19 protein-coding genes and 3 pseudogenes are annotated in these 19,881 nt (G+C 70.6%); 3 read left to right on the top strand and 19 right to left on the bottom strand.

Going from position 1 to position 19,881, the window contains the following annotated elements:
• Positions 1–19 precede the first annotated feature (19 nt).
• Positions 20–1,225 (top strand): protein kinase domain-containing protein, encoded by a 1,206-nt coding sequence (locus QM809_RS11700; protein WP_415045964.1) that lies wholly within the window; start codon positions 20–22, stop codon positions 1,223–1,225.
• Between the two features lie 261 nt (positions 1,226–1,486).
• On the opposite strand, the pseudogene QM809_RS11695 reads toward QM809_RS11700, so the two are convergent.
• Positions 1,487–2,888 (bottom strand): annotated as a pseudogene (locus QM809_RS11695) (class II 3-deoxy-7-phosphoheptulonate synthase).
• A gap of 67 nt (positions 2,889–2,955) precedes the next feature.
• Positions 2,956–3,444 carry a polyadenylate-specific 3'-exoribonuclease AS gene (locus QM809_RS11690; RefSeq protein ID WP_415045963.1) on the bottom strand — a complete coding sequence of 163 codons (489 nt, stop codon included), beginning with the start codon at positions 3,442–3,444 and terminating at the stop codon, positions 2,956–2,958.
• 63 nt (positions 3,445–3,507) lie between these two features.
• Here QM809_RS11690 and QM809_RS11685 point away from each other — a divergent pair, with 63 nt between their 5' ends.
• Complete coding sequence (locus tag QM809_RS11685; protein ID WP_415045962.1) at positions 3,508–4,797, top strand: glycosyltransferase 87 family protein; 1,290 nt, start codon at positions 3,508–3,510, stop codon at positions 4,795–4,797.
• A gap of 281 nt (positions 4,798–5,078) precedes the next feature.
• Here QM809_RS11685 and QM809_RS11680 read toward each other — a convergent pair whose 3' ends face one another.
• The 7 genes and pseudogenes from QM809_RS11680 to QM809_RS11650 all read right to left on the bottom strand — a co-directional run bounded on the left by QM809_RS11680 (position 5,079) and on the right by QM809_RS11650 (position 9,367).
• Positions 5,079–5,792, bottom strand: coding sequence for a lysophospholipid acyltransferase family protein (locus QM809_RS11680; protein WP_415045961.1), 714 nt, complete (start codon positions 5,790–5,792; stop codon positions 5,079–5,081).
• 60 nt (positions 5,793–5,852) lie between these two features.
• A complete protein-coding gene (locus QM809_RS11675; protein WP_415045960.1) occupies positions 5,853–6,860 on the bottom strand; it encodes an ROK family protein in 1,008 nt (335 codons plus the stop codon).
• Between the two features lie 13 nt (positions 6,861–6,873).
• On the bottom strand, positions 6,874–7,209 hold the full coding sequence (locus QM809_RS11670; protein WP_415045959.1) for a hypothetical protein: 336 nt from the start codon (positions 7,207–7,209) through the stop codon (positions 6,874–6,876).
• A gap of 69 nt (positions 7,210–7,278) precedes the next feature.
• Positions 7,279–7,821, bottom strand: a complete 543-nt coding sequence (locus tag QM809_RS11665; RefSeq protein ID WP_415045958.1) for a hypothetical protein — start codon at positions 7,819–7,821, stop codon at positions 7,279–7,281.
• Between the two features lie 67 nt (positions 7,822–7,888).
• A pseudogene (locus tag QM809_RS11660) lies at positions 7,889–8,305 on the bottom strand (ArsA family ATPase); the annotation flags it as partial.
• Between the two features lie 194 nt (positions 8,306–8,499).
• On the bottom strand, positions 8,500–8,937 hold the full coding sequence (locus tag QM809_RS11655) for an SRPBCC family protein (RefSeq protein WP_415045957.1): 438 nt from the start codon (positions 8,935–8,937) through the stop codon (positions 8,500–8,502).
• The gene (locus tag QM809_RS11650; RefSeq protein WP_415045956.1) at positions 8,930–9,367 is read right to left on the bottom strand and encodes a hypothetical protein; all 438 of its coding nucleotides are present in this window, start codon (positions 9,365–9,367) and stop codon (positions 8,930–8,932) included. The genes QM809_RS11655 and QM809_RS11650 overlap by 8 nt, the downstream gene beginning before the upstream one ends.
• Before the next feature lie 122 nt (positions 9,368–9,489).
• Here QM809_RS11650 and QM809_RS11645 point away from each other — a divergent pair, with 122 nt between their 5' ends.
• Complete coding sequence (locus QM809_RS11645; RefSeq protein WP_415045955.1) at positions 9,490–11,298, top strand: AMP-dependent synthetase/ligase; 1,809 nt, start codon at positions 9,490–9,492, stop codon at positions 11,296–11,298.
• A gap of 190 nt (positions 11,299–11,488) precedes the next feature.
• On the opposite strand, the gene QM809_RS11640 is transcribed toward QM809_RS11645, so the two are convergent.
• The 10 genes and pseudogenes from QM809_RS11640 to QM809_RS11595 form a co-directional block, all read right to left on the bottom strand.
• Positions 11,489–12,142 carry a hypothetical protein gene (locus tag QM809_RS11640; protein ID WP_415045954.1) on the bottom strand — a complete coding sequence of 218 codons (654 nt, stop codon included), beginning with the start codon at positions 12,140–12,142 and terminating at the stop codon, positions 11,489–11,491.
• Positions 12,143–12,146: 4 nt separating this feature from the next.
• Complete coding sequence (locus QM809_RS11635; RefSeq protein WP_415045953.1) at positions 12,147–13,259, bottom strand: hypothetical protein; 1,113 nt, start codon at positions 13,257–13,259, stop codon at positions 12,147–12,149.
• A gap of 3 nt (positions 13,260–13,262) precedes the next feature.
• Positions 13,263–14,855: a hypothetical protein gene (locus tag QM809_RS11630; protein ID WP_415045952.1), complete on the bottom strand. Its 1,593-nt coding sequence runs from the start codon at positions 14,853–14,855 to the stop codon at positions 13,263–13,265.
• A gap of 1 nt (position 14,856) precedes the next feature.
• Positions 14,857–15,900, bottom strand: coding sequence for a hypothetical protein (locus QM809_RS11625; protein ID WP_415045951.1), 1,044 nt, complete (start codon positions 15,898–15,900; stop codon positions 14,857–14,859).
• Positions 15,900–16,286, bottom strand: a complete 387-nt coding sequence (locus QM809_RS11620; RefSeq protein WP_415045950.1) for a hypothetical protein — start codon at positions 16,284–16,286, stop codon at positions 15,900–15,902. Before QM809_RS11620 ends, QM809_RS11625 begins: the two co-directional genes overlap by 1 nt.
• A complete protein-coding gene (locus QM809_RS11615) occupies positions 16,283–16,537 on the bottom strand; it encodes a holin (protein WP_415045949.1) in 255 nt (84 codons plus the stop codon). The genes QM809_RS11620 and QM809_RS11615 overlap by 4 nt, the downstream gene beginning before the upstream one ends.
• A 1-nt stretch (position 16,538) precedes the next feature.
• Positions 16,539–16,994, bottom strand: coding sequence for a hypothetical protein (locus QM809_RS11610; protein WP_415047143.1), 456 nt, complete (start codon positions 16,992–16,994; stop codon positions 16,539–16,541).
• A 347-nt stretch (positions 16,995–17,341) separates the two neighbouring features.
• A pseudogene (locus tag QM809_RS11605) lies at positions 17,342–17,851 on the bottom strand (M15 family metallopeptidase); the annotation flags it as partial.
• Positions 17,851–18,243, bottom strand: coding sequence for a DUF2744 domain-containing protein (locus QM809_RS11600; protein WP_415045948.1), 393 nt, complete (start codon positions 18,241–18,243; stop codon positions 17,851–17,853). The pseudogene QM809_RS11605 and the gene QM809_RS11600, both read right to left, overlap by 1 nt.
• The gene (locus QM809_RS11595; RefSeq protein WP_415045947.1) at positions 18,240–19,880 is read right to left on the bottom strand and encodes a hypothetical protein; all 1,641 of its coding nucleotides are present in this window, start codon (positions 19,878–19,880) and stop codon (positions 18,240–18,242) included. The genes QM809_RS11600 and QM809_RS11595 overlap by 4 nt, the downstream gene beginning before the upstream one ends.
• Position 19,881: the final 1 nt, after the last annotated feature.

Below are 19,881 nucleotides of genomic sequence, written 5' to 3'. Positions count from 1 at the left end.
ATCAGGGTAGATTCGCCTCGTGACCTCCCCCGACGATCCGCTGCTGGGCCGCGTGCTGGAACGGCGCTACCGGATCGACGCGCCGATCGCGCGCGGCGGGATGTCGTCGGTCTTCGTGGGCACCGACCTGCGGCTGGGGCGTCGGGTCGCGGTCAAGGTGATGGACGCGCGGTACGTCGGCGACCCGCAGTTCCTGCGCCGATTCGAGTTCGAGGCGCGCGCCGTCGCGGGCCTCAGCCATCCCGGTCTGGTCTCCGTGTACGACCAGAGCATCGACGGCGACATCGCCTTCCTGGTGATGGAGCTGGTTCGCGGCGGCAGCGTCCGCGATCTGCTGCGTGAGCGCGGTCCGATGCCCCCGCACGCGGTGGCCGCGGTGGGTCTGCCGATGCTGGGCGGGCTCGGCACCGCGCACCGCGCCGGTCTGGTCCACCGCGACGTGAAACCGGAGAACGTGCTGATCTCCGACACTGGCGACGTCAAGGTGGCCGATTTCGGTCTGGTGCGCGCGGTGGCCGAGGCCGGGGTCACCTCCGCCAGCGTGATCCTGGGGACCGCCGCCTATCTCTCGCCCGAACAGGTCAGCTCCACCGAGATCGACGCCCGCAGCGACGTCTACTCCGCGGGCGTCCTCTTCTACGAGCTGCTCACCGGTCGTCAGCCGTTCCACGGCGCCACTCCGCTGGCCCTCGCCTACCAGCGGCTCTCCTACGACGTGCCCGCGCCCGGCGATGTGATCCCCGGTGTTCCGCCGCAGATCGACGAGATCGTGCTCCGCGCCACCGAACGCGATCCGGATCACCGGTACGACGACGGTTTCGCCATGCAGCACGCGCTCCTGGATGCGATCGACGACCTCGCGCTCCCCCCGTTCACCGTCCCCGCACCGCAGCAGGCGTCCGAGCGCGTCACCTCGGCCATCGCCCGCGCGGTCTCTCCGCCCCGCGCGCCGGAGTCGCCCGAGCTCCCCGCCGTCCCGGCACGGTCCGGCGCCGACGACGACCATCGCACCGACGACCACTACGCGGACGAACCGTACGACGACGATCTCTACGCGGACGACCTCTACGACGACGACCCCGAGGTGCTCGCCGACCCGTTGATCGACGACTCGCCCCACCTGGCCAGCACCTTCCGGTTCCTGGTCTGGATGACGATCGTGCTCTCGGTGGCCGGTGCGCTCGCCTCCGGCGGCTGGCTGCTGGGCGCGATGCTGATCTCCTGACCGGCTTCCTCGGCGCCGCCACGACCCCGTCCGAGGATTCCGCCGAGGACGGGGGCGAAGGGTCTCGTCGAGAACGATCGCCTGGCCCCTTCGACGCGCGGCCTCGTTCCTCGGCCGCGGCTCGGGGAGCGAGGAGACACACATCCTCACCGCACTGACCTGCGGGCCGGGGAGCGAGGGGACACCGCTCGCCTGCGGTTCAGAGCGCGACGGCCCGGGTCTCCGAAGAGATCCGGGCCGTCGGCCAGTCGAGGGAGGCGGTCAGCCGCGCAGCATCTCCGCCACGAGGAACGCCAGTTCCAGCGACTGCTGGGTGTTCAGGCGCGGGTCGCACGCGGTCTCGTAGCGGCTCTCCAGATCCAGATCCGAGAGGTCCTGGGCGCCGCCCAGACATTCGGTGACGTCCTCACCGGTCAGCTCGATGTGGATGCCGCCCGGGTGCGAGCCCAGCGCACGGTGCACCTCGAAGAAGCCCTGTACCTCGTCGACGACGCGATCGAAGTGCCGGGTCTTGAAACCGTTCGACGCGGTGTGGGTGTTGCCGTGCATCGGGTCGCACTGCCAGATCACCTTGTGGCCGGTGGCCTCCACCGCCTGCACGATGGCCGGCAGCACGGTGCGCACCTTGTCGTTGCCCATGCGGGCGACCAGGGTGAGGCGGCCCGGACGGTTCGTCGGATCGAGCAGCTTCACGTACTCGACAGCCTGCTCGGGGGTGGTGGTCGGGCCGATCTTGATACCGATCGGGTTGGCGATCATCTTGGCCAGCGCGATGTGGGCGCCGTCGAGCTGCCGGGTGCGCTCGCCGATCCACAGGAAGTGCGCCGACAGGTCGTAGAGCACCGGGTCGTCGCCCTCGGCGCCGTCGGGAGCGTCGGCGAGTCGCAGCATGGCACGCTCGTAGTCCATCACGAGGGCCTCGTGCGAGGCGAAGATCGACGCCGACTCCAGGCTCGAGTCCTGCACGCCGCACGCGTCCATGAAGCGCAGGCCGCGGTCGATCTCGGCGGCGAGGGCCTCGTAGCGGGCACCGGCGGGCGAGGTCCGCACGAACTCCTGATTCCAGTCGTGCACGCGGGCCAGGCGGGCCTCCGAGCCGGTCAGCGCGCGCACCAGGTTCATCGCGGCGGCGGCGTTGGCGTATGCGCGGACCAGACGCGACGGGTCGTGGACGCGGGCGTCCTCGTTCGGGTCGATGCCGTTGACCATGTCACCGCGGTAGCTCAGCAGACCCAGCGAGTCGGTGTCGGACGAGCGCGGCTTGGCGTACTGACCGGCGATCCGCGCCACCTTGACGACGGGGGTGCTGGCACCGTAGGTCAGCACGACGGCCATCTGGAGCAGCGTCCGGATGTTGGCCTTGATGTGCGGCTCGGTGTTGGCGGCGAAGGTCTCGGCGCAGTCGCCGCCCTGCAGCAGGAACGCCCGGCCGTGCGCCACTTCGGCGAGCTGATCGAAGAGGTTCTCCACCTCCGACGGCATGCAGATCGGCGGCACGCTCTTCGAGCACGGTCCGCATCTTGCGGGCCTCCTCGGCGGGCCAGCTCGGCTGCTGCAGCGCCGGCCGGGAGAGCACCTCCTCGAACTCGCCGGCCAGCTTGCCCGGCAGCGGCGGCAGCTCGGGGAGGTCGTCGATCGGTACGTCTACGGTCCAGTTCACCACGGGATACACAGTATCGTGTGCGCGGAGTGCACGAGCACCCCGCGTGAGGTTCCGGCGCGGGCCCGGGTCAGGCGCCGTGCCGGGCGGCCTCGATCGCCTGCCAGCGGGCCAGGTTCTGTCGTGCGTCGACCAGCGCGCTGTGCGCGTCACGACTCGTCGCGGGCAGCGGCGGCGACCCGGCGGCCTCCCAGTGCTGCCGCAGCTCCCGCGTGAAGCGCGGCAGCTCCCGGGGCAGGTCCACCATGGAACCCCACAGCTGACAGACGACGACGTGGTCGTACGCGCCGACCCACGCCCACAGCTCCACCTCGCCGGGACCCGCGGTGAGGAACTCGTACAGTTCGTCGCGGATCGTGCGGCGGCTCTTCCACACCTTGTCCGCGGGCGAGGGCAGTTTGTCGAGCACGTTCTCGCGGACCCAGCGCCCGGCTCGGCCCGGATCGAACTCGGTGGACACCGCGTAGAACTCGCGACCGTCCTCGGCCACCACTCCGAGGGAGATCAGCTCGATCGTCGTTCCGTCTTCGATGAACTCGCAGTCGTAGAAGTAGCGCACGACTGCCGATTATCCACGACCGGCGGCACGGCGACGACAGGGTGATCACGTACCTTTGACGCCATGTCCCCGCATGCCCGACCGACGGCGATCCGTCTGCGCCGCTGGCATCCCGGTGCCGTCGCCCGGGTCGCCGCGGTGCTGGTCTTCGCCGTCTCCACCGGACTGCAGATCGTCGGGGTGCCCGGTACCTCCAGTTTCGGCACCCGTACCCGGTTCGATCTGGACGTGTACCGCATCGGCGGGCAGCTGTGGCACCAGGGGATCAGTCTCTACGCCGAGGGCTCGCTGCCGTTCACCCAGGACGGGATCTGGCTGCCGTTCACCTATCCGCCGTTCGCGGCGCTGGTGTTCACGCCGCTCGGCGCGATTCCGCTGGAGGTCGGCGGGATCGCGCTGTCGATCGTGAGCGCACTGTGCCTGGTGTACGTGACCGTCGTCTTCCTGCGTCTGCTCGGTGCGGGCAACGAGCGCAACCGTCTCACCCTGGCGCTGATCCTCTCGGCGGCGACGGTGTGGTTCAACCCGTTCGGCATGACCCTCAGCTTCGGCCAGGTGAACCTGATCCTGCTGGCGCTGATCGTCGTCGACCTGTTCGTCGTCCGGCGCGGCGAGCCGCTGCACGGGGCGCTGGTGGGCCTCGCCTCGGCGATCAAACTCACCCCGCTGGTGTTCCTCGGCGTCTTCGCCGCGGCCGGCCGCTGGCGGGCCGCGTGGGTCGGGGTCGGCACCTTCGTCGTCGCCGCGCTGATCGGTGCGGTGTGGCTGCCCGCCGACTCCCGCACGTACTGGACGCACACCGTCTTCCACACCACGCGCATCGGCGTTCCCGAGGGCCCGATCAACCAGAACCTCAACGGCGCCTGGCTGCGGCTGCTCGGCGTCGACAATCCGGCGGCTCCGGCGGCCTGGGTGATGTCGGCGCTGCTGGTGACCGCGGTGGCGGCCGCCGCGCTGTGGCGTACGCGTCCGGGCCGGGCGTTCGGGCCCGACGCGGAGCCGCGAGACCAGGTCAACGCGCTGCTGGCGGCCTGCATCGTGGCGCTGTGGGGTCTCGTCGTCGCCCCGACCACGTGGTCGCACCACTGGGTCTGGTCGCTGCCCGCCGTGCTCGCATGCCTCACCGTCGCGATGACGCGCCGCGATCTGCCCGCCCACCTCTACGGACTGCTGGGGCTGATCGGGCTGCCGATCTTCGCGATCGGCCCGTTCCAGCTGATGCCGGAGGACGTGACCACCTGGACGTGGTGGCAGCAGCTCGTCGGGAACGCCTACCTGCTGTGGGCGCTCGCGTTCCTGGTCCTGCTCGCCGTCCAGCCCTTCCGGAACGACGACGCGGCCCGCCCCGCCTGACCCCGCCGCACTCGTCGGCCGCCGCGATCGTCACCCGACGACCGAGTCCCGCCCCGTCATTCCGACGACCGTCCGGCCCCGACGACTGAATCCGGCACCGCCACCCGGCGGCCGAGCCCGGGCGCGCACGGAGTGAGCGCCCGGTGTCGAAGCCTCTCCCCCTGCCCCGACCGTCCGGCGTCGACCCGTCATCCTGAGGAGACGCCGTGGCCCCGAGGAGATGCGAGGAGGGCCGCCCGACTCGGTCGGACGGCCCTCGGCTCAGGGGATGCTCGCCGGGATCAGGCAGCGTCGCCCTTCGGCTTCGGCGCCTCGTCGTCGACGGGCTTGTTCTTCAGGCTCGCCGCGTACACGTCGACGTACTGCTGGCCCGAGAGCCGCATGAGCGCGTACATGATCTCGTCGGTCACGGCCCGCTCGATGAACCGGTTGCCCGCCATCCCCTCGTAACGCGAGAAGTCCAGCGGCTCGCCGAAGCGCAGCGTGATCCGGGTGGGCCGCGGCAGGATGGTCCCGGGCGGGTTGATCTTGTCGGTGTCGATCATCGCGACCGGGATCACCGGGGCGCCGGTCTCCAGCGCCATCCGGGCGAGTCCGGTCTTGCCCTTGTAGAGGCGGCCGTCCGGCGAGCGGGTGCCCTCCGGGTACAGGCAGAGCAGTCCGCCGTCCTCCACGACCCGCTTACCGGCCAGCAGCGCACCGGCCGCGGCGCTGCCGCCGGACCGATCGATCGGGATCTGCCCGGACGAGCTGAAGAACCACTTCTTGAAACGGCCTTTGAAGCCCGGCTCGGTGAAGTACTCGGACTTGGCCAGGAAGAAGATGCGGCGTCGGACGGCTATCGGGAGATAGAAGCTGTCGACCACGGCGAGATGGTTGCTGGCCAGGAGCGCCGGACCGTCGTCGGGGACGTGCTCCAGACCCTCCACCTTCGGCCGTGCCATCAGCCACAGAGCCGGCCCCATCAACACGTATTTGAAGAGGTAATACCACATATCCGTCCCGCTCCCTGCGTCGCTGTGCCCACCCCTGATCACCGGGGGACATGAGGACACTCACTCTACTTCAGCGACCGCCGCCCGACCGCCCGGTGCGGACTCCTCGGCCATCCGCATGCGGGCCACCTGCGCCGCACCGATCACGCCCGCGCTCTCCCCCAGCTGGGTGGACCGGATCCGGGCCAGTTGACGATGCCCCGCGCCGGTGACCATCCGCGCATAGTGTTCGCGGGCCTCGTCCAGGTACAGCCCGGATGCCGTGCCGAGCCCGCCGGCGATCACGATCAGGTCGGGGTCGAAGACGTCGGCGATCATCGCCATGCCCTGCCCCAGCCAGCGCGCGAGGTCGGCGAACGCGGCGACCGCGACGTGGTCGCCGTCCGCGGCCGCCGCGGCGACCCGTCGACCGGTCAGCGAACCCGGATCGGCCATCGACTCCGCGGCCAGCAGCGAATGACTGGCGTCTTCCCGGGCCAGCAGTTCGACGGCGGTGTCGACCAGGCCGGTGCCGCTGCAGTACCGCTCCAGACAACCGCGTTTACCGCAGTCGCACGGCCGACCGTCCGGCACGACGACGAGGTGCCCGAACTCGGGCGCGACCCCGTAGCTGCCGCGGTAGATCTGCCCGCCCATCAGCATGCCCGCGCCGATCCCGGTGCCCAGCGCCATCACCAGGGTGTTGTGGCCGCGTGCGGCGGCGCCGAAGTGCAGTTCGGCGACCGCCGCCGAGTTGGCGTCGTGCTCGGCGAACACCGGCAGACCCACCCGTTCGCTCATCTCCGCCGCCACGGCGGCCTCCCGCCACGCCAGGTGCGGCGCGAAGCGGACCGTCGAGCAGTCCGGCGAGAGGAATCCGGCGATCGCCAGGCCCACCGCCTGCACCGTCCACCGGTCGCGCAGCTCGGCCACCAACCGGTCCAGGCAGTGTTCCAGGGCGGTCGCGGTCGGCGGGGTCGCGGCCCGCAGCGTGTCGAGCATGCCGCCCCGGTTGTCGACGACGGAGGCGCGCACACTGGTGCCGCCGATGTCGATGCCGATGGTCAGGTCGGGTGAATGCGTACTCACGTGGTTCACGATGTCACGGATCGGAGCGGACGGGGGTGATCCGCACGGGAATCGACTGGAACCGCGCGCTCGGCGGCGGGGCGGCGCTAGTCGTCGACCCGAGCATCTCGACGACGGCCTCCATCACCGCGATCAGCGCACTCAGCAGCCGAGCGAGGAGGTCGCCGAGTTCCTCCACCAGGTCGCCGACCTCGCCCAGCAGCTCGCCGACCCGGGCGCCGTGTTCGTTCTCACCCGGGAACGCGGTGCTGCCGATCAACCCGGCGATCTGATCGATCTGCGCCGCGAAACCGAGCAGGAGTGCGGCGACCGGATCGTCCGCGGCCTCCGCCCCAGCATGTTCGGTCATCGCCTCCGCGACCCCCTCGTGTCGTCTCGTTCAGCGGACATCAAAGGTTACCCGCAGGTAATCCATTCGTCACCGCTGGGGCCAGACCGCTTCGTCGGGAACGAAGTCGACGTGAAGCCGTCTGCCGTCCCAGTCGGCCCCGGTCACCACGCAGCGCCGCAGCACCGAGGGCAGCCGCACCGGCTGCCGGAAACCCGACACGGTCACCAGCAGGTCGTCGCCCGAACGTCCCAGCGCCAGACGTTCGGGTTCGGCCAGCCGCTGCCGCCAGGTGAGCCGATAACGCGACCGGAGTCCCTCGCCGTCGAGCCTGACGGCCTTCGCCGCCGCGGCGCCGCGAGCCCGACCGTTCGGCTCGGGCAAGGTCACCGCCAGCCGACGCAGATGCGAGAGACGCGACGGCGCCTCGTCCGCGGCGGCCACCGTCGACACCGACACCGCCGTCCCGGCCTCCTCGGCGAGCGACTCGCGCACGGCGGCCAGCACCGGTTCGGTCGGCAGACCGCCGGGTCCGGCGTCGACCACCACCGACCGCAACGGCAGCCCCGTCACATCGGCGACGGTCAGCAGATCGGGCAGCAGATCCGATCCGCGATCCCCGCCCGGAAGCACCGAGATGCACGGCCGCGGCGTGCGGGTCGCCGATCAGTTCGCTCAGGTCCTCGCAGTCGCGGGCGATCTGCTCCACCGCCTGCGCCAACGGCGCCGTCGCGGGCTTCTCCGCGGCCTCGGCCAACCGCCGATGCCGCGGCCACAACCGGTCGATCGCGGCCGCCAGCACCGTCGGCGCCCGCAGGAACGCGAACGGATCCCCGGCCCCGGACAGGTCGACGACGACGCTCCGCCACCTCCCGGACGTCGCGGCATCCCGGATCGCCCGCAGCAGCAGGAACTCCTCGGCGCCGGGCAGACCGCTCAGCTCGCCGGCGTCGACGGTCGCGACCGTGCCCACCACCGGCAGCGCCGTGCCCACGCCCGCCGCGCTCAGCGCCGCGAGGAAGTCGGTCCAGGCCCGCTCGACCGCCGCCAGCGGCTCCAGCTGCAGCAGATCGAGTTCGGCCGTCACCGGGACCGGCTCGCCCGGCACCCGGAACACCCCGAGCAGACGCGGCAGCGGCGACCTCGGATCGACCGTCACCAGCAGCGTTCCACCGACGCCGTCCGATGACGCCGCCGGACCCGAACGTCGGGCCCGTGCGGCCTCCGCCGCCCCGACCGCCCCGGCCGCGGCCACGACGGACACACCCGAGCCACCGGGCCCGAGCACCAGATGGAGGGGAGCCAGATCGATCAGCCTTCGACCCTCTTCTTCAGATCGTTCAGCGCCGCATCGGTGATGGCCTTCTCGGCCCGGCGCTTCAGCTGGCTGATCATCGGCACCTTCAGATCGACCATCAGGCTGTAGGTCACCTTGGTGGACCCGGGAACCTGCTGGCTGAGCTTGTACGAACCACGCTGATCGCGTTGCAGATCGCTCGACTCCAGCCGCCACGAGACCAGGGTGCCGTCGGGCGCCCACTCGTAGGCGAGCACATAGGTGTCGGTCAGCACACCGGCGTCCAACTCGAAACGGACCTTCGACGCACGACCGTCGGCCCCCGTCTCGAGCACCGTCACCTCGCGCGCGGCGGTGACCCACGACGGATAGTGCGGGAAGTCGGCGATGACGTCCATGATCGCGCCGACGTCGGCGCCGACGACGATGGACTGCTCGGTGTGGTCAGCCACGGCCGGCCTCCCCGCCCGCACCCGTCGCCGGTGCGCCGATCTCACGATCGCCTTCGAGCACGGCCTTCACCTCGAACGACATCTCCTTGCCCGCCACGCGGCGCCGCTTGTTCAGCTCCGCGATCAGCGCCATCGCCTCGGCCGGGTCGTCGGGCAGCGGCCGCGTCGGCTCGCCGTGCAGGTAGTAGTGCAGGACGAAGCCGTCGAGCGCCGGTTCGCACCAGATCTCCATGGTGCCCTCCACCGGTCCGGCCACGCGCCAGCGCACGCCCTGATCGCCGCGGTCCTCCACGACGTCCAGCCGCAGATCGGTGAACCACCGCCGCCAACGCGCACGATCGTTCACCACCTCGCCCGCCGTCGTCGGCGCCGCGGCCACAAAGGTCTCGTCAGCCACCTGAATGGTCGTCACCCCTCCAGCATCACACATCGCCACCGGGCTGCGAAAGGCGGCTGCACCGATTCACCGCCCCGACCGCAGCAGTAACATGGATCCGTTCGCGACGAAACGCGAACGGTCCTACCTCTGCGAACCGAAGGGTCACCAGTCCCATGGCCGAATGCCGCGTGCCCGCCCAGTACTCCATCCCGCCGGAGCGGAACGCCACCGACGTCCTCTTCGACATCGCCGCCGCGACTCCGAGCAGGACCGTCTTCCGGCGGCAGGTGGGCGACGACTGGCTGCCGATCAGTGCACGCGAGGCCGCCGACACCGTGCGAGCACTCGCCAAGGGCCTGATCGCGTCCGGCATCAACCCCGGTGACCGGGTCGGTCTCCTCTCCGCGACCCGCCTGGAGTGGACCCTCCTCGACTTCGCGATCTGGTCGACGGGCGCCACGCCGGTCCCGATCTACGACTCGTCGTCCGCAGCCCAGATCGACTGGATCATGGAGGACTCCGGCGCGGTCGCGATCATCGTCGAGAACGAGGCCAAGCGCGCCGTCCTGGAGGAGGCCGCGCACGTCACCGCGGAGACCGGCGTCTTCGTGATCCAGCACAACCTCGGTCCCGGGATCATCGAACAGCTCACCGAAGCCGGCCGCGACGTCACCGACGACGAGGTGGAGGCGCGTCGTCGTTCCCTGACCGCCGACTCGCCCGCCACCCTCATCTACACCTCCGGAACCACCGGCCGCCCCAAGGGCGTCATGTGCTACCACCGGAACCTGCTCGGCGAGATCGGCGGCATCCTCGACTCCTCGCTCTCCGACCTGCTCGGCGACGACAAGCGGCTGCTCCTGTTCCTCCCGATGGCCCACGTCCTGGCCCGCGCGATCAACCTCGTGGCCCTCGAAGCAGGCGTCGAGGTCGGCTACACGTCCGACATCAAGAACCTGCTGCCCACCTTCGAGGTGTTCCGCCCGTCACTGATCCTGTCGGTGCCGCGCGTGTTCGAGAAGGTCTACAACTCGGCCCGGCAGAAGGCCTACGACGCCAGCCCGGTCCGCGGCAAGATCTTCGACCGCGCCGCAGGCGTCGCCATCGCCTACTCCAAGGCCACCGAGAACGGCTCCGTCGGCACCGTGCTGGAACTGCAGCACAAGCTGTACACCAAACTCGTGTACTCCAAACTCACCGCGGCGCTCGGCGGCCAATGCGAGCTCGCGATCTCCGGCGGCGCACCGCTCGGCGCCCGCCTCGGCCACTTCTTCCGCGGCGTCGGCATCCCGGTCTACGAGGGCTACGGCCTCACCGAGACCACCGCGGCGATCACCGTCAACACTCCGCGCGAGGTGCGGATGGGCACCGTCGGTCGCCCCATCCCCGGCAACTCCGTCCGGATCGCCGAGGACGGCGAGGTGATGCTCAACGGCGCCGTCGTGTTCGGCGGCTACTGGCACAACGACGACGCCACCGCCGAGGCGATCACCGACGGCTGGTTCCACACCGGCGACCTCGGTGCGCTCGACGACGACGGCTACCTCACGATCACCGGCCGCAAGAAGGAGATCATCGTCACCGCGGGCGGCAAGAACGTCTCCCCCGCCCCGCTGGAGGACATCATGCGGGCCCACCCGCTGATCTCCCAGGCCATGGTCGTCGGCGACCAGCGCCCGTTCATCGGAACCCTGATCACCCTCGACCCCGAGGCGACCGCCGACTGGCTGACCCGCAACGAGAAGGACCCGAACACCCCGATGTGGCAGCTGGTCAAAGACCCGGACCTGCACGCCGAGATCCAGGGCGCCGTCGACGAGGCCAACCTCAGCGTCTCGCACGCCGAGGCGATCAAGAAGTTCCGCATCCTCAAGACCGACTTCACCGAGGAGAGCGGCGAGCTGACGCCGACGCTGAAGGTGAAGCGCAAAGTGGTGGCGGAGAAGTTCGCCGGCCAGATCGAGAAGATATATCGAAAGTGATCCGGACGGTTCCGGACGGTTCTCATTTATCCGACCTGACCAGGCGTGATACCGAGAATGGCGACCGGACGTTACCGGACAGTACGCCCCGATTTCGAACCGTTCTTGGCGGGTAAATGGCGGGCTCACAGCGCATACGACGAAGGCCGCCCCACACCAGCGATGGTGTGGGGCGGCCTTTGTTGTCTGGTCAGGCGGGTGCGATGGTCAGTGCGAGTGCGGCCCACGACTGTGCGGCGGGTGCGGTGGCCGTCGCCGCGGCCCCGGTGTCGGAGTCGCCGACCAGCAGCCGCCGATCGGCCAGGGCGCGGACCGTCATCCCGGACGTGGCCGGAGACGCCGCGAAGCTCGACGAGGCATCCGAGGCGGCCACGTACAGGCGCGGCGGTGTCGCCGCGGGGAAGGAGAAAGTGTTTCCTCCCCAGTACGCGAAACCGCTGGTCGACCACGCGTCGGTCAGCGTCGCCGCCCGCGTGGGCCGGTACGCAAGCAGTACGCGTCGGGTCGCCCACGACTGATGTGCGGACGGCGGCGTCGTCCCCGGGCCGGGTGCGGTCCGCCACCGGCACGACAGTGAACACGACGACCGCGACACTTCCTCACTCGCCCAGCCCGCATCCGCGGTCGGCGCTGTGCTGCTGCCGGACGTGAGCTGCCCGACCGCGACGAGGAGATCCCCGGCCTGGTGCGCGGGAAACACGCCGGTGGTGGCGGCGCCGACGAACACCACCGACCACTCCGTCGCCGCCGGCCACACCTTCTCGTCACCGAGGTAGACCGCGTCCACCTCGGCGCCGCCGGGGTAGATCCGATCAGCGCCGTCCGCGCCAAGATGAATCGGCATCGCGTCAGCCCTTCACGACGTAGATGGTCGTGCTGCTCTTCGTCGTGATCGCGTCGTACTGCGACTGCGTCCCCGCCCACAGGGTGAGCCCGGCTCCCTGGACCGCGGTGTCCGCTTTGTCCAGGGACGTCTGCACCCCGGCCGCGAGTTTGCTCTTCTCGATCGTCGGCACCCGCGCCGCGTCCAGCGTCCCCTGGGTGATCTCCTGCGCGTCGTGCTCGTGCGATATCGGCGCCTTGGCAGCGAGCGCGGCGTCGAGGCCGTCGACCTGCCCGAGGGTGTGCCCGTGCGTGGTCGGGGTGCGCGCGTCCGACAGTCGCGGATCACTCTTGTCGACCTTGGTCGCGAGACCGGGGACGGTCGGGACGTCGGACGTCCCGCCGAGGTCCCCGGCCAGCCGGAGGCCGCCCTTGACCGACGACGACGCCGAGGGCATGCCCTGGGAGACCGCGTCAGCGGCGTCGATCGCGGACTGCGCGGCGGCCGCAGCGGACTGGGCGGCCGCGTCGCGCGCGCCCAGGGCGTCGTCGCGTGCGGTCTCGGTCGCGGTGCGATCGGCCGCTGTGCTGGTGGCGTGCCCGGCCGCGAGGTCGCGGGCGGTCTCGGCGGCGACCCGGTCGGTGTGCGCGTCGGCCGCGGACTGGGCCGCTCCCCCCGCCGCCGTCGCAGCGTCGGAGCTCGCGTCCTGGGCGGCCTCGCGCGCGGCCTGGGCGGCGGCCCGGTCCACGGCCGCGTTCTGCGCCGAGCTGCTCGCGTTCGATGCCGACGACGCCGCCGCGGAGGCGTTCGTCGTGGCCGACCCGGCTGCCGAGGAGGCGACTGCGGCCGAGGTCTGCGCGTCGTCGGCGGCCTGGACCGCCGCGGTCTCCGCGTCGACCGCGGCGTCTCTCGCGGTGCTCGCCTCGGTGGCCTTCGTGGTCGCCGTGCTCGCCGCCGACGAGGCCGTGGCGGCGGCTGATGTCGCGGTCTGGGCGGCCGTGGTCGCGTCGGCCAGCGCCGGGACCGTGACTCGCTCGACCGGTCCCGTGGTCATGGTGAACGCGAGCTTGTCGCCATCGGCGTTGATCGCGTCGATACCGCGGCCGGCGGGGCCTTGCGCGTAGAAGGGGGTCGTCATGGGTTACTCCTGGATCTGGTGGGAGGTTTCACGGCTGATGTGGTGGACGGTCAGTCGGGTGTGCGTCGCGCCGCCGAGGACACCGCGGCCGATGGCCATGGTCTTGACGGCGACGACGACGAAATATCCGGCGGCGGGGACCACGACGCTGGTGCTGATCTGCCGAGCCTCGGCCGCCGAGGACGCGAACTGATCGATCTGCTCAGTGAACAAGCTCTGGCCGTCGGGCTTGTAGATCTGGATCGCCCAGACGATGGCCGAGCTCGGGTTCACGGTGTAGTCGAAGAGGGCTCTCGCGGACACGTCCCACAGCCCGGGCTCCAGCAGCCGGATCGAGCCGCTCGGCCCGGGCTCGCACCCGGTCATCGGCCCCACCCTGCCGGTGAAGGGCAGAAATCCCGGCTGAGACATTCCCGAGACCGTGGTGCAGTACAGCGACCCGTAGTCCTGCAGCGGGGACAGCAAATCGGCGCGTTCGGCCAGCTCGTTCTGGCCGTCCTCCAGGACGTCGACGCGCCGCCCCCACCCCAGGAGCCCGGTCAACGCCGAATCTGTGCCGGTGTACGTGCCGGTCAGCGCGGACAGGATCCCGCCGGCCACGCCGCCGATCCGGGATTCGAGGTTCCCCAGGTCCGGGATCAGGCCGGTGATCCACTCCTGCGGGAGAGTCGTCGACGGCAGAGCGAGCGCCATGTCGTCCACCCGCATGGTCCCGGCGACGGTAACCGGTTCGACCGAGAGCACGACCATCGTCGCCGTCGCCGGGACCGTCACCGCGACCGTGCCCGACACCACCGCAGTGGCCCCGTCCAGGATCGGTGAGGACGTGCGCGAGACACGTGTCTGCCCAGCCCAGGCGGTGACCGCCAGACGCGCGGTCCCGCCGCGCACGCTCACCGACGCGGTCACCTGCTGGCCCGGGGACACCGTCACCGGCGGCGAGAAGAACTCGGGCAGCCCCGACGACTGATCGAGGGCGGCGGCCTGGGCAACCCCGTCCCAGTACCAGGTGCCCGACTCGCCGCCCGTGGTGGTCGGTGGGCCGGTGAAGGTTCCGCCGTCGAGGAGACTCATCGACTGGTCGGTCAGCTGACCGATCGGGATCCGCGGCAGCAAATTCAAGTTGAGCAGGCCTGCGGGGTTGAGCAGGATCCGCAGTGGGAGGGTCACCGTCTGGATCGCCTGCAGCACCGGATCGGCCCCGGAGTATTCGCCTTTGAACGCGGCGAGGAGCTCGTCGAACGAGAGCGCACCGAGGGCGAAGTCGGTGAAGTCGTCCAGCCATTCCCCCGGTGCGGTGGCCACCCAGTTCAGGATCGGCCCCGGGGACATCGTCGTCAGCGAGGCGAGGATCGCGTTCACGAAATCCTGGATCGGCCTGACGATGCCGGCGGCGATACCGAGCACGTCGGGTTTGGTCGCCAACCCGCCGGCCCCGGCGAGAAGCGCGACGAGATCGGGGTCGATCGGTAGGCCCGCGTTCCGGGACGGGACCCTCGACAGGTCCGTCGCGATCTGCGGGTCGTCGAAGAACTCGCCGTCGAGACCGGAGGAGTCCGGGGTCGGGTCGTCGTAGAACTCGTCTACCTGGCTCATGTCACAGGTCCGGGATCACCGTCACCGACAGCTGCGCGTCGGCCTTCTCGCACGTCCACCCTCCCGACCCCGCGGCGCGGACCGCGACGACGTACAGGGTCGCGGCCGTGGCCGCCGGCACCCGGCCTGTCGCCGACCCGGGTCCGGCCGCCGAGGCCTGCTTCCCGGTGTCCTGGGACGAGTAGTGCGGGGAGATCGTGCACGGCCCGGCCGTCACCGCCAGGCCCTTGGCGACCTGCTGCCCCGAGGCCGCGTCGCCGAGCCGGACCACGATCGCGGCCTGCGCGGACGACCCGGACTGCTGGCCGACCCGCACATGCCCGTGGACGTCGACGTGGTAGGCGACCGGCTGCGGCGGGATCGACAGCGACGCGATGGTCTGCGAGGCCGCGGTCCCCGCGTAGTCGGTGAACGCCGCCTCAGGCAGGGTGTACCTCAAGGTCCGTGGCAGTGCGGTGGGTGCGGTCGGCCGCCACTTCGTGCCGTCGGCATCCCAGGTCAGCATCGCTCCGGCCGGGCGGGGTGCGGCGGCGTCGAACAGATCCCAGCCGCCGGACGGGCCGACCGGGCCGGGCAGTCCGGGCAACCGGAAATGCAGGTTCGGTGCGGCGGCCGTCCCGGACACCACCACCTCGGCATCCGCTTCGGGTGCCAGGACCTCGGCCGTCGCGGTGATGTCGGGGACCGGGCCGGGCAGTCCCGGACCGAAGCAGTCGACGAAGTACTGCCACACAGTCCCCGTCCAGTACGCGATGTCCGCGGTCCCGGACCCGTCGTTGATCACATACGCCGCCCCCGCATCAGCCGGGGTCAGCGTCGGCAGTTCCCCGGCTGAGGCCAGCTGCGGCTGCTGCCAGTCGAACGGCTTAGCGGGCGCGCCGGGCGGGCCTTCGTCTCCGGGGAGGACGGGGATCGTGAGGGCGGCGTCGTCACCGACGATCGACAGCTGCGCCTGCTGCAGCGGCGGCTCGCCGGGCGGAGTCGTGAGTCCGTACACCTTCGCCCGCAGCAGCACGTCGGCCAGGTGCTTTCCGAGTTCAGCCATCATGGCTCCCGTTCCAGATCGGCGACCCGCTTGGACAGGCCGGTGATGTCTCGTTCGTTGGTGCGGTGCGCGCCGCGGAGCTCGCCGACGTCCGTCCGCAGACCGCGCACGTCCTTGCCGTGCTCGCGAAGCAGGTCGAGGGCGGTGTCGAGCTTGTCCGAGAGCGCGTCGACGTCGTCTCGCAGGTTCGAGTCGTGGCTGTTCTTCACCTGGTCGCAGACCGCCGTCGACACCTCGAGGTTCTGGGCGGCGATCGTGTGGTTCTCCCGGGCCCGGCGCACACCGACCGCGGCCAGATAGGCCGCGACGACGACCACGATCAGGACCCCGAGGTAGTAGACGAACTCGAACCAAGTGTCGATGTTGGCCGGCGCGGGTACGTTCACCGCACGCGCCGTCCGCGTCGGTACTTCCCGCCGTCGTCGGCGAGCAGCGCCGCGGACCGGGGGTCACCGACACCGGAGGAGACCAGCGACGTCAGCAGCGAGGCGAGCACCGCGGTCCCGGTGACCGCCACCGCCTGCGTCCAGTCGATGTCGAGGATCGTCGCGCCGGTGACGAGGAGACCGGCGACCGTCTGCGCACCGGTCTTGATCGCGCGTTCGAGCGCGTCCCGCCAGAACTGTGCCGTCCACATGTCAGGCCCCCTCGTGGTCGGCCAGGAGCGCGACGCATCGCGGTTCGCCCTTGGCCGCTTCCCGGCGGACGAGGTCGAGGGCGTCGGCGTCACCGGCGGCGGCCATCTCGAAGATGTACTCCTCGTGCTGGCGGGCGTCGATGTTCAGGATGAACCCGGCCAGGGTGTCGACCGGGTCGTCGCCGGCCCGGAAGATCGACCGCGACGCGAACCGCTTGGACAGCTCGGTGTCGGTGATGGGCATGGTGGCACCTTTCTTCGGAGGGAGGAGACTCGCGCCGAGGGGTTTGCAGCGGGCCAGGCGGGCGCGACGGTCGTCGAGCCCGTTGAGTCCACCGTTGATCGCGCGCGTGACGCCGGCGAGGTCGTCGGCATCGGCGAGGGCGTTGAGGTCGGGGCGGGCGACGGTCCAGTACCAGGCCGCGGCCAGGAATCCCCAGCGCGGGTTCTCACGCACCTGGCGGGGGTAGTCGAGGAAGTACCGCGGGTGAAGTTGTGGCGGCCGGTCAGCTGGATCGGCCCGGATCCCTTGAAGCGGCGCCCGTCCCCCGGCTGTGTGTTGCCCAGGTCCGTGCGGCCCTCGTAGGCGGCGCCGTCCCGGAGCTCTTCCATAAACCGCAGGCCACCGGACTCGTGGCCGATCTGGGCGCACCAGTGCGCCGCCCGCAACGGGGTCGTGATCTGCGCGGCGGTCATCGCCGCGGTGAAGTGCGGCAGGTACTGCCGGTACGTGCCGATCGGGAGCGCCCCGCCCATCGCGGTCGAGAGCGTCTCGGCGGTCAACCCCGCCGACCGAGACGCCGTCGGCGGCTTCGATGGTGTCGGGGTCTTCTTGTAGATCCCGAGGTGCCCGTCGCGGAGCTTGCGCGCGAACGCCTCGCTGCGGTTGTCGCCTTCGGGGTAGGCCATCTGGAAGTGCATCTCGTCGGGCTTGGACCAGTCCCGCCCCCAGAACACGGTCCCCTCGAACAGCTTGAGTCCTTCGCGGACCTTGGCGACCTGGGCGGCGGGCATCCGGTAGGAGCCCCACGGCAGTCTCGTCGCCCAGATGTCGATCGCGGTCCCCGACAAATGGTTGCTGTCGCGGACGTCGTTCGTCGCCGACCACCCCCACAGCGGGGTGTGGAACTCGGCGACGTTCCGGTCGAGCCAGAACGCGAACGCGCCCAGGATCGTCAGCGGCGCGCCGGTGCGCAGCGGCGCGGTGTCGGTGAGCGACAGTCCCGGGATCTCGATCAGGCCGCACTCGGCGCGATCGCACATGCGCCACCCGTTCTCGGACGTGCGGTTCCCGTACACGGGACGAAACGGCATCAGAACTCCTCGGGGTGGTCGGTGGCGTAGTACGCGGCGAGTTCGGTGCGCAGGTGCTCGCGTTCGTGCGGGGTCATCAGCGACGGATCGGGGGTGCGCATCTCGACCGGGTCCTCGGTGTCGACGGGTACCCAGAGCCCGGAGTTCCCCGGCTGGTGGTGGCCGCGTGGCGGCGGCCACCACTTGACCGCCTGCGGTGCGGTCTTGCGCAGCCCGACCGCTTCGGCGTGGCGGGCGAGCCGGTCCCGCTGCTGGGCGTCGAGATAGATCGCCTGCCCGTCCGGGAGGATCGGGATGTCGCGGAAGAAGTCTGCGAACCGGTGCAACGTCGAGCTGCCAAGTGGCGGGTCGGCGCGCCAGATCCCGTCGACGGGGCCGAGTTGATCCATCATTTCTCCAGGAAGATTTTTCGGGCGACGTCGCGGATGTGGTTGGCCTGCGCCCACAGCTGGGCGATCACGTCCTCGTCGCCGGTGTCGTCACCGATCACGAGCGCGAACCGCAGTTCGGTCTCGCGGTCGAGGCGGTGCTTGATGTTGGTGACCCGATCGACGTAGATCGAGCCGTCGGGCATCTCGAACCAGCACTGCTCGCCCTTGCGGACGTCGCGGTAGATGCGGTGCGGGAAGCCGTCGACGACCTCGACGGTGCGCACCAGCCGCGGCCGGGTGTCGAACCAGCCCTGCCGCAGGGCGATCGCCGTGGCCATCCCGAATCCGGTGCCGCCCTCGGAGCACCACACGTGCCGGCGCGCGAACCGGCCCGCGCGGCGGGCGCGGCGCCGGTCCTCGACCTTCGCGAACGCCAGCAGCGTGTTGTCGAACTGGCCCTGGTACAGGTTCCCCAGGCCGGGAATGGCCATGGCGAATCCGAGGTAGTCCAGGGCGGTCGTGATCGCCAGCGTGATGGCCTGGTTCACCCACTCCGGGGAGCGGCCACCGGTCCAGAACACCGTCCCCATGCTCTTCTTCCGGGAGATCCGGCCGCCGATGATCCCGGAGTACTCCCCGCGCCGGTACCCGGGCCACGGTTTCGCCGGCGCCAGCCCGAGGCGATCGCCGATCGGGTGCTGCGACGGCAACGGCCGCTGGTCGTACGGGTCCAGGACCGGGTGCACGACCTGGGTGACCAGGTCATCGCCGATCTGCACGGCGAGGTTGATGAACCCGTCGAGGAGGGTGCCGGTCATCCCGGGCACCACCGTGTGGTGCTCGATGTCGATGACGACCGTGGGCCGCACCAGCACGACGTGGTCGGGGAAGGGCTGCGGATCCCCGGGCAGCCACTGCCGGGCGACGGGGATGCAGTCCGCGTCGCGCAGCGCGTCGACCATCGCCGGAAGAGCCATGTCGAACCGGAACACCGAGATCTGTGGTTTCGTGCCGTCGCGCATCACGTTCAGCGGGGACACGACCATCGGCCACCGCCGCGGGTCCACCGCTTCGGCGTAGGCCGCCGGGGAGGCCCAGTCGTCGACGAACCGCCACAACGGCGCGTAGGTGACCGCCAACGCGAGCTGCCAGGCCAGCAGGAACGACGACCGGATCGGCCCGATCGCCGGCCAGTACTTGAGCGGCTGCACCTGCGGCGGCAGCATCGGCAACGCCATCAGGATCATCTGGTCCCAGTGCAGCAGGATCGTCTGCCACTCGACCTCCACCCACTCGGAGCCGTCCTCCTCCTCGACCAGGTCCACGGCCACAGCCTTGAACGCCACCCGCGATTCCCAGCCACGCGCCGGATCGTCGGGGTCGACGAGCTCGACCGTCAGGTGCACGTCCTCGTCGGGGTGGATCAGATCCCAGAGGAAGTGTCCTTCCGGGGAGGCGTACGGGAAGCGGGACGCGCCGCCGCCGACCGACCAGCACGGATCCTCGCCCTCGTGGAACTCCAGCGCCCGCACCTCCAGCGCCGTGGCCATATCCCCATCCCACAGTCGGAGCAGGGACGAGGAGAAGTGCCGGTGCCGGTCGAGGCGGTCCCGCTCGGCGAGTTCGTGATAGACGCGATCGAGGTCTTTCGAGGTCACC

The sequence above is a fragment of the Gordonia sp. (in: high G+C Gram-positive bacteria) genome (assembly GCF_047600385.1).
Lineage (GTDB): Bacteria > Actinomycetota > Actinomycetes > Mycobacteriales > Mycobacteriaceae > Gordonia.
This window is presented reverse-complemented; position numbering and strand designations above follow the sequence as displayed.

What these genes read in the sequence shown, in the direction of transcription:
- QM809_RS11685 (WP_415045962.1), top strand. Translation starts at nt 3,508, where the DNA reads ATGTCCCCGCATGCCCGACCGACGGCGATCCGTCTGCGCCGCTGGCAT.
- QM809_RS11680 (WP_415045961.1), bottom strand. Translation starts at nt 5,792, where the DNA reads ATGTGGTATTACCTCTTCAAATACGTGTTGATGGGGCCGGCTCTGTGG.
- QM809_RS11670 (WP_415045959.1), bottom strand. Translation starts at nt 7,209, where the DNA reads ATGACCGAACATGCTGGGGCGGAGGCCGCGGACGATCCGGTCGCCGCA.
- QM809_RS11650 (WP_415045956.1), bottom strand. Translation starts at nt 9,367, where the DNA reads ATGTGTGATGCTGGAGGGGTGACGACCATTCAGGTGGCTGACGAGACC.
- QM809_RS11645 (WP_415045955.1), top strand. Translation starts at nt 9,490, where the DNA reads ATGGCCGAATGCCGCGTGCCCGCCCAGTACTCCATCCCGCCGGAGCGG.
- QM809_RS11640 (WP_415045954.1), bottom strand. Translation starts at nt 12,142, where the DNA reads ATGCCGATTCATCTTGGCGCGGACGGCGCTGATCGGATCTACCCCGGC.
- QM809_RS11635 (WP_415045953.1), bottom strand. Translation starts at nt 13,259, where the DNA reads ATGACGACCCCCTTCTACGCGCAAGGCCCCGCCGGCCGCGGTATCGAC.
- QM809_RS11630 (WP_415045952.1), bottom strand. Translation starts at nt 14,855, where the DNA reads ATGAGCCAGGTAGACGAGTTCTACGACGACCCGACCCCGGACTCCTCC.
- QM809_RS11625 (WP_415045951.1), bottom strand. Translation starts at nt 15,900, where the DNA reads ATGGCTGAACTCGGAAAGCACCTGGCCGACGTGCTGCTGCGGGCGAAG.
- QM809_RS11615 (WP_415045949.1), bottom strand. Translation starts at nt 16,537, where the DNA reads ATGTGGACGGCACAGTTCTGGCGGGACGCGCTCGAACGCGCGATCAAG.
- QM809_RS11600 (WP_415045948.1), bottom strand. Translation starts at nt 18,243, where the DNA reads ATGATGGATCAACTCGGCCCCGTCGACGGGATCTGGCGCGCCGACCCG.